Here is an 8,863-nt window from a genome sequence, read left to right as displayed (position 1 = left end):
CATGTACGGCCTGGCGGGTGTCGTCTGGACGAATGACTTGCGCCGTGCCCATCGTGTCGCTGCTAAAGTAAACTCCGGTTTGTTGTGGATCAACTGCTGGTATTATCGCGATCTGCGCACACCGTTTGGCGGATCGAAAGCAAGCGGCATCGGACGTGAAGGCGGCAGGCACAGCTTCGAATTTTATACCGAGGCAAAAACGATTACGATGAAGCTTTAAAAATATAGTTCGTTTTTTAATACCGGAAATATATTTGCTTCAACCGTAAATAAAAGTTGTCTAACCGGAGATATATTTGCTCCAACCGGGAATAAAAGCTGGCCAACCGGAAATATAAGTCGGCTAACCGGATATATAAGGCCTAACCGGGAAAAATGCTCAACCGTCGATATATTTGCTCCAACCGTTGATAAAAGTTGGCCAACCGTCGATAAATTTGCTTCAACCGTCTAAAAAAGCTGTCCAACCGTCGAAATGTTTCCTCCAACAGGTTAATTATGCTGATTAAGCAAGATATATAAGCCTGAACTCAGCAAAAGAAGTTCAACGGGGAATAAACGGGCACCAAAGGGGATTATATCAGTCCCAACGAGGATTAAATTCATTCCAAAGGGGATTAAAACTCGTCCAAAGGGGTTATTTAGCACCAAACGGTGAAATGGCTGTCCAACTGGAATTAAAAGTGATCCAACTGGTATTATATCGAAGCTAACTGGTATTAAAAGTACTCCAACTGGTATTAAATCGAGTCCTACTGGTATTAAAACCACCTCAACTGGTATTATCGCGGAATAAATGAGGACTTCAACTGTTCATTAGCCATTTTTAAAAGAAAAGGAGGGTGATTTCATGAATACTACGATTGAAAGTATCGCTGAAACGCTTCTAGAAGCGGAAAAAAGCAAAAATGCGGTCCCTCCGTTGACTGCACAGTACGAAAATCTTAATGTAACGGATGCTTACAATGTCCAGCTTGAAGTTTTAAAGAGAAAGCTAGAACAAGGGCGGACGGTTATTGGTAAAAAGGTCGGCCTCACGAGTATTGCGATGCAAAAGATGCTTGGAGTAGATGAGCCGGATTATGGCCATTTGCTTGATGATATGAAAGTGGCAAACGGCGGTACTGTGAAGATGTCCAACTTCCTCAGCCCGAAGATCGAAGCGGAAATTGGCTTCGTGCTTGCGGAAAACCTCAAGGGGCCTAATATCACTTTCCTTGATGTGTTGATGGCAACAAAATTTGTGGTACCAACACTGGAGATCATCGACAGCCGGATTGCCGATTGGAAGATCCAACTCGTCGACACCGTGGCTGATAACGGCTCATCTGCGATGGTAGTAGTAGGAGACCAAATGACAGATATAACTGGTATCGACCTGCGGAGTGTTGGGATGACTTTTTTCAAAAATAATGGGATGGTAGCGACTGGTTCTGGTGCTGCGGCACTTGGCCATCCGGCACATGCCATTGCCTGGCTGGCGAACAAGCTTCATGAGTTTGGGATTACGTTAAAAGCAGGCGAGCTGATTTTACCAGGAGCGCTTTCGGCAGCAATCCCTGTGCAGGAAGGCGATACAGTTTCTGCTCAGTTTGGTTCGATCGGCTCCGTGTCAGTTACTTTTGAGTAGGAGGTGTGCAGGTTGGCGAAAATCAAAGCGGCAATCATTGGTTCGGGCAATATTGGGACCGACCTTATGTATAAGCTGGAAAGAAGTGAGGTCATCGAGCTGACAGCGATGATTGGTATAGATCCTGAATCTGACGGCTTGAAGCGGGCAAAGGAAAAAGGGTATCTCACATACCATAACGGAATTCAGGCATTGAAAGACAATCCTGACATGGCCGACATCGTGTTCGATGCAACCTCAGCAAAAACACATGTCAGGCATGCGAAGGTTCTCGCAGAATTGGGGAAGCTGGCCATCGACCTAACCCCGGCGGCAAGGGGGCCATTTGTCTCTCCGGCCGTTAAAACAGATGCTTATTTAAATGAAAAAAATGTGAACATGATTACTTGTGGCGGACAGGCGACGATTCCAATCGTCCATGCGATCAGCTCAGTTGCTGATGTCAGTTACGCAGAAATCGTTGCGACAATCTCCTCGAAAAGTGCCGGTCCGGGAACGCGTGCGAACATTGATGAATTCACGATCACGACGCGCAGGGGAATTGAGGAAGTAGGTGGAGCCGACAAAGGGAAGGCGCTGATTATCCTGAATCCGGCAGAGCCTCCGATTTTAATGCGGGACACGATTTATTGCGAAGTGAAAAACATGGATGAAGCTGCAATCACAAAATCGATTGAGCAGATGGTCGAAACTGTGAAGGAATATGTACCAGGGTACAGGCTTAAGCAGGAGCCGTTGTTTGATGGAAACAGAGTGACAGTTTTTGTTGAAGTCGAGGGTGCGGGTGACTACTTCCCGATTTATGCTGGGAACCTTGATATCATGACAGCGGCAGCGACTCGGGTTGCTGAAGACTTCGCGATCCATATGCTTGAAAAACAGAGTGTCTAAGCGAAAGGCTGGGTGGAATTATTGAAGCGCAAAAGTGATAAGCCTATCAAAATTACAGAAGTTTGCCTGCGTGACGGCAGCCACGTCATGCAGCATCAATATACAGAAGCTCAGGTCCGGCGCGTGGCGCGTGAGCTTGATGATGCGGGTATGCACTATATCGAAGTAAGCCATGGAGACGGACTGGGCGGTTCGACGCTGCAGTATGGTAAATCGCTTGTCGATGAAATGAAATTGATTGAAGCAGCGGTTGATGAGTGTCAAAACTCAAAGGTGGCGGTGTTGCTTTTACCAGGAATCGGAACGGTCCATGAACTGAAGCAGGCACATGAATTAGGCGCAAGGCTTGTACGGGTTGCCACTCATGTAACCGAGGCTGATGTTTCAGCGCAGCATATCAGCATGGCGCGCGAGCTAGGGATGGAAACGCTTGGCTTCCTGATGATGGCCCATATGGCACCAACTGAAAAATTGGTAGAACAGGCGAAACTGATGGAGAGTTACGGGGCACAGGCTGTCTATGTAACCGATTCTGCCGGGGCCCTTTTACCGCATGAAGTAAAAGAAAAGATTGCGGCTTTAAGAGAATCATTGTCTATCGAAGTAGGATTCCACGCGCATAACAATCTTTCATTAGCGGTCGCAAATACGCTGACGGCAATTGAAGAAGGGGCTACAAGGATAGATGGAAGTATCCGCTGTCTTGGCGCAGGCGCTGGTAATGCACAAACAGAGGTTCTTTTATCAGTATTGGACCGGATGGGCGTCAATCTTGGAATCGATATTTATAAAATGATGGATTTGGCTGAGAATACGGTTGGGCCGATGATTCCGAGAGCGCAGGAGATTAATAGAGGTAGTCTTGTGCTAGGCTATGCTGGTGTTTATTCAAGTTTCCTCCTGCATGCTGAGAGAGCCGGTCAGAGATTCGGAATTGATTCAAGAGATATTTTAATAGAGTTGGGCAAGAGGAAGGTAGTTGGCGGCCAGGAAGATATGATCCTTGATGTCGCTGCTGAACTGGCCAAAGCCCGGAAGCTGGAGGTGTAAAATATGACGATTATGAAGGGTGTCGACCTTGAAATCGTGGAATACTTATATTCTGCTGAAAAAGAACGCCGCGAAGTCGTGAAGGTGACCGACCGTTATCCGGAGCTGAGCTTTTCCGATGCGTATTCAATTCAGGAAAAATTGATTTATAGACGCGAGCAGGACGGGGCTCGTAAAATTGGCCTGAAGCTTGGATTGACGAGTAAAGCGAAGCAGCAAATGATGGGTGTCCATGAAGCAATTTATGGTTACCTGACGGATGATATGCTGACGCTAGAGTGGGAACATCTTGATTTTACAGAGTTCATCCATCCAAAAGCGGAGCCGGAAATTGCGTTTTTCATAGATAAGGATTTGGAAGGCACTGACGTGTCCGCAGAAGATGTGCTACGGGTGACGAAATATGTTGCACCGGCAATCGAAATCATCGACAGCCGTTATTTAAACTTCAAATTCACTCTGGCTGATGTCATTGCGGATAACTGTTCATCTTCAAAATTCCTGATTGGAAGCAAGTGGATGTCACCTCGGGATCTGGATTTAGGCCAGCTGGGCATGGTGATGTCGAAAAACGGACAGGTTGTCCAAACTGGTTCGAGTGCTGCCGTCCTGGGGCACCCGGCAACATCAGTCGCGTGGGCAGTCAACAAGCTTGGTGAGGTTGGAAAAGGGATAAAAAAGGGAGACGTGATTCTGAGCGGAGCGGTATCAGAGGCGATTGCCTTTGAACCAAATGACAACGTTCTAGTGCAATTCGCCGAATTGGGCAGCGTTTCTTTTACATGCAAATCCAGCACTTAGTTTCTATGACTAAGTGCTCTCTTTTTAGTTTTGAATATTCAAAATATAAAGATAAAATTTACGTTATATGTTAAGCACTTTACACTTTTACTAGTAAAAAGTGATTATAATCACAGTTAGAAACAGCTTGGAAAATATTTTGGTAGCGTTTACAAAAAGAAAAAAGGGGTGCGAGAAATGAAAGGGTTAAGAAAGATTGGACTTACACTATTAATCTTTGTGCTAATGTTGACTACTGCGGCTTGCAGCAGCGAGACAGATGTCAAGCCTGCAGCTGGGTCTGGAGAGAAGTACACATTCAAGCTTGCGCACATTACCCCAACCGATCATATGTGGCACAAGGCTGCCGAGAAATTTAAAGAAGAATTGGATAAGCGTTCTGACGGTAGGATGCAGTTGGAAATCTATCCTGCTAGTCAGCTTGGCACTGAAGCGGATATGGTTCAGCAAATTTCTTCAGGTTCGGTAGATTTCGGTTTCATTACAGCGGCTTATCTGAGCTCCCGTGCACCAGCATTTACGGCATGGTTTTCTCCATACGCATTCAAAGACCTGGAAGCAGCGAATGCAGCACGTGATACAGAGGTAGCGAAGAAAATCCTAGGAACTTTGGATGGCCAGGGAATCAAAGGTTTGGATTACTTGTTTGCTGGAAACCGCGTGATGCTTTTCAAGGATAAGGAAGTTAAGAAGCCGGAAGATCTGAAGGGACTGGCATTCCGTGTTACTCCTAGTCCACCGCTTCAGGATTTCTACAAATCAATGGGTGCTTCACCGGAATCATTGCCGCTTCCAGAAGTATACGCAGCGATTCAGACAGGCGTTATTGATGGGATGGATATGGACCTTGATGCTTCCATCACCAATAAGTACCATGAAGTCGCAAAATATGGCGCTGTAACGAACCACATGGTATGGCCGGCGGTGGCATTGATGAATAAAGATAAATACGCAAAAATGTCTGAGGATGATAAAAAAATCATTGATGAGTCCATTAAGGCAGCTGCTGAGTATGCGGTAAAAACTCGTTCCGCACAGGAAGAGGAATTCAAGAAAACGCTTAGCGATGCTGGGATGAAGATTTATGAAATTGACCAGGAGTTATTTGAACCATATATCAAGCAATTCGATGAAAAATATGGACCAACAGATCCGCTGATCCAGGAATTCATCGATACATTCCGCAAATAACCTATTGGAGGGAAATGCGTGAAATACGTTAGCAATATGGTAGCCAGTTTCGAAAAGAAACTGGCTATTATCCTCATGTTCGCAATGGCTGTGATAGTCGCTGCCGCGGTTTTTTTTCGGTATGTATTCAAAGAACCGTTATTTTGGGCAAGTGAAGTATCGGTTTTTTTGCTAATTTACATAACCTTCATTGGCGGCAGCCTTGGCCTCAAATATAAGACACAGGCGGCAGTCACACTGGTAACGGATTATCTTCCGGAAAAAATCAATAAATGGGTGGCCGTTTTGGCTCATGTTTTCATGCTCTTATTCATGGCAATCCTATTATTCTATTGTTTTACCTGGATTATGTCCCCATCGGTCGCGATTCAAAAATCGAGTGCGATCCTGCTGCCTATGTGGATTCCTTATGCAATCCTGCCGATTGGATTGCTGTTCGCAACGATACATTTAATTAGTAATATGTTTGATATTATGCAAAATCAGCATATTGATAGTGAAATTAGTACAAATCTCCATGCTGCTGCAAAGGAGAGTGAAGAAGAATGATGGCACTGGTTATTTTAGCTTTCGTCGTATTTTTGTTAATGGGGATACCAATTTCGCTTGTACTTGGAATGACAACGGTTGTTTACTTTTTAGTGACAGGAAACACAATGCTGCTTGAATCGACTCCGCAGCGTCTGTATTCGGGGATGGAGAACTTTGGTTTGCTGGCGATTCCATTATTCATGCTAACAGGTGAATTGATGAATAGCGGCGGAATTACCAACAGACTGGTTGTGTTTGCGAGAGTCCTGGTTGGGCATGTACGTGGCGGTCTCGCTTACGTAACAGTTATCGCTAACATGTTCCTGGCGTCAATATTGGGTTCGGCGAACGCGCAAGCCGCCATGATGAGTAAGGTTATGGTGCCGGAAATGGAAAAGGAAGGATATAGTCGGGAATTTTCGTCTGCCTTAACGCTGGCGTCATCGATTGTGGCTCCAATCATTCCCCCAAGCATGATTTTTATCATTTATGGAACATTGTCTGGAACGTCTATTGGCGGCTTGTTCATGGCTGGGATTATTCCAGGGACCATTTTTGGGGTAGGTTTTGTTGCATTGATTGCCTATATGGGCTACAAGCACAATTTTCCTCGCAGCAAGAGAGCCAGTTTTTCGGAAATTTGGAGTTCCTTTGTAAAAGTACTGCCGGCTATTTTAGTTCCATTTGTCATTACAGTTGGAATCCTGAGCGGTGCATTCACGGCAACAGAATCTGCAGCAGTAGCGAGTGTAATCGCGTTCGTGGTTGGAATGTTCTTTTACAAGGAATTGAAATGGAAAAACTTCCCGATGATTTTGGTTAATACCGTAATTGGTACGGCCACGGTTACCTTTTTGATTGCGATGGCCAATTTGTTCGGCTGGCTGATTGCCTTTGAGCAGATTCCGCAACTGATTGCAAATTCCATGCTGTCGATTTCAGATAATCCATTTGTATTCCTGCTGCTGGTTAACATCTTCCTATTGATCGTGGGAACATTGTTAGATGGAATCGCCGCGTTGATTATTCTCGTTCCTGTTTTCATGCCTTTGGTGACAGGATTTAATATCGACCCGATTCATTTCGGTGTTATCATCTGTATAAACCTGACGATTGGATTACTGACACCACCGGTTGGAACAGGACTGTTTATCGTTTCCTCCATAGCCGAGGTCAAATTCGAACGCTTGATCAAAGCCGTTACGCCGATGCTTCTTATCGGTATTGCCATGCTTTTCATTGTCACTTACTGGGAACAATCAACACTGTTCATCCCTAGATTGCTAGGTTTTTAATTAAGGTGGTGCCTGTCACCACCCGAAATTTGTTGACAAGGAGTGGGTGTTTTGCCGATTATTCAAGTGCAGGTTCTTGAGGGGCGAAGTGATGAGAAAATCAAGGAATTGATTGCTGAGATAACTGATACAGCGGTTCGAACGCTTGAAGTAAAGCCAGAGCAGGTACGAGTGATTGTCCAGACGGTCCCTCATAAGTACTGGGGCGTTGGCGGAGTTACGAAGGACGAGATAAAGTCCCAACTCTAAATAAAGAGTTGGGATTTTTTAGTAGGTTAATTAAAGGATTTCAAGTAGCAAACGCGAATTGTTAAGAAGGTCAGCTTGTTGATTTGTGATATAAAAAAGGAGTGATTGTATTGTTAAACAAAGTTTGTGTAATAACGATCAAGGTTGGAGACATGGAAAAGGCACTTGAATTCTATACAAAGGTGCTGGATTTTGAAGTATCCAAGCATTACGGGGAAAATATTGTTTCATTAGTACATAATGAGATACCGATTGTATTAGAAAAATCAGATGAAGATATTACTTCCGCTAGCCAGAAGGTTTTATTGGGAATCCTCTCTGAGAATATCGATGAAGATGTTGAACAGCTCCGCGGGAAGGGGGCAAAAGTTCTTTTTGATGAATCCAGACCGTGTCCGCCGGGAAGGTATAATGTGATTGAAGATCCATTCGGCAACCAACTCGAGCTTGTGGAGTTTTCAAATTTTAAGTAATGCATATAGGCTTTGGTTGTTGAAACTGTTCTTGATAGAGGTAACCAGATTGAACAAATAGAAGAACCACCTTCACAAAAGGTGGTTCTTTCACTTTTATTCAGTTGGTTTCTCCCCGTTCGCGATATCAGCTGCGTAAGGAATGATTCCTTCCGCTTCAACACCGAATGTATCGATTTGCTGGGAATGAAGGACTGTGCCGTCTTTATCAAGAACAGCGAAGCCTCTTACTGCTATTGGAGCTTCAGGATCCAGCATGTTTGTTTTCTTGATCAATTTCAGTTTCTCATCAGAGATGACTGGATAGTCAAGTCCCAACTCTTCTTTCATCGCTTTATGTTCCTTTACAGACGATGCGCTTACGGCGTAAATGTTCCCAGGGAACTGGCTGAATGATTCTTTACGGTTCTGCAGCTCGACCAGCTGCGATTTACAGAAGTCTCAACCAACTCCCGTAAAAAAGAAAACCAGCGCAGGCTCTTTCATATTTTCGAAGGATACTTCCTCACCGTTTTCATCAGGTAGGGAAAGGCCTTTTGATTCAGATTTATCTTCAGAACAGCCGCTTAGGAAAGCTCCTATCATTAATAACATCATTAAAAAAGCAAGTCTCTTCAAGGTGCACCTCCTTATGTATTTTCTTCAGTATATATTGTTTTGCTGAAAACCCATTATACCATTTATGAAAAATTTGTATCGAATGGTCAACCCTTTCCGCCTAAATTCCTATTTTAATCCTAAATTAGCATTAT

Annotated in this window: 11 protein-coding genes and 1 pseudogene; 10 read left to right on the top strand and 2 right to left on the bottom strand. The window is 44.5% G+C overall.

Annotated elements, in window-relative coordinates; all coding sequences use genetic code 11:
• The 10 genes from ACH0QE_RS20640 to ACH0QE_RS20595 form a co-directional block, all read left to right on the top strand.
• On the top strand, positions 1-220 hold a 220-nt coding region (locus tag ACH0QE_RS20640; RefSeq protein WP_415802346.1), incomplete at its 5' end, for an aldehyde dehydrogenase family protein.
• Between the two features lie 630 nt (positions 221-850).
• Positions 851-1,630 (top strand): 2-keto-4-pentenoate hydratase, encoded by a 780-nt coding sequence (locus ACH0QE_RS20635; RefSeq protein WP_415802344.1) that lies wholly within the window; start codon positions 851-853, stop codon positions 1,628-1,630.
• 12 nt (positions 1,631-1,642) lie between these two features.
• Positions 1,643-2,521, top strand: coding sequence for an acetaldehyde dehydrogenase (acetylating) (locus tag ACH0QE_RS20630; protein WP_415802343.1), 879 nt, complete (start codon positions 1,643-1,645; stop codon positions 2,519-2,521).
• Positions 2,522-2,542: 21 nt separating this feature from the next.
• Entirely contained in the window at positions 2,543-3,571 is a 1,029-nt protein-coding gene (dmpG, locus tag ACH0QE_RS20625) for a 4-hydroxy-2-oxovalerate aldolase (RefSeq protein WP_415802342.1), read from the top strand.
• 3 nt (positions 3,572-3,574) lie between these two features.
• Positions 3,575-4,372, top strand: a complete 798-nt coding sequence (locus ACH0QE_RS20620) for a 2-keto-4-pentenoate hydratase (RefSeq protein WP_415802341.1) — start codon at positions 3,575-3,577, stop codon at positions 4,370-4,372.
• Between the two features lie 177 nt (positions 4,373-4,549).
• Entirely contained in the window at positions 4,550-5,563 is a 1,014-nt protein-coding gene (locus ACH0QE_RS20615) for a TRAP transporter substrate-binding protein (RefSeq protein ID WP_415802340.1), read from the top strand.
• Between the two features lie 18 nt (positions 5,564-5,581).
• Positions 5,582-6,112: a TRAP transporter small permease gene (locus ACH0QE_RS20610; RefSeq protein ID WP_415802339.1), complete on the top strand. Its 531-nt coding sequence runs from the start codon at positions 5,582-5,584 to the stop codon at positions 6,110-6,112.
• Complete coding sequence (locus ACH0QE_RS20605) at positions 6,109-7,389, top strand: TRAP transporter large permease (RefSeq protein ID WP_415802338.1); 1,281 nt, start codon at positions 6,109-6,111, stop codon at positions 7,387-7,389. Before ACH0QE_RS20610 ends, ACH0QE_RS20605 begins: the two co-directional genes overlap by 4 nt.
• Positions 7,390-7,440: 51 nt before the next feature.
• A complete protein-coding gene (locus ACH0QE_RS20600; protein WP_415802337.1) occupies positions 7,441-7,638 on the top strand; it encodes a 4-oxalocrotonate tautomerase in 198 nt (65 codons plus the stop codon).
• A 110-nt stretch (positions 7,639-7,748) separates the two neighbouring features.
• A complete protein-coding gene (locus ACH0QE_RS20595) occupies positions 7,749-8,111 on the top strand; it encodes a VOC family protein (protein WP_415802336.1) in 363 nt (120 codons plus the stop codon).
• 96 nt (positions 8,112-8,207) lie between these two features.
• Here the strand turns inward: ACH0QE_RS20595 and ACH0QE_RS20590 are convergent.
• Both ACH0QE_RS20590 and ACH0QE_RS20585 read right to left on the bottom strand, forming a co-directional pair.
• Positions 8,208-8,537, bottom strand: a pseudogene (locus ACH0QE_RS20590) (redoxin domain-containing protein); the annotation flags it as partial.
• A 15-nt stretch (positions 8,538-8,552) separates the two neighbouring features.
• Positions 8,553-8,729, bottom strand: coding sequence for a hypothetical protein (locus tag ACH0QE_RS20585; RefSeq protein WP_415802335.1), 177 nt, complete (start codon positions 8,727-8,729; stop codon positions 8,553-8,555).
• Positions 8,730-8,863 lie beyond the last annotated feature (134 nt).

Source organism: Mesobacillus sp. (genome assembly GCF_047739415.1).
GTDB lineage: Bacteria > Bacillota > Bacilli > Bacillales > Cytobacillaceae > Mesobacillus.
This window is presented reverse-complemented; position numbering and strand designations above follow the sequence as displayed.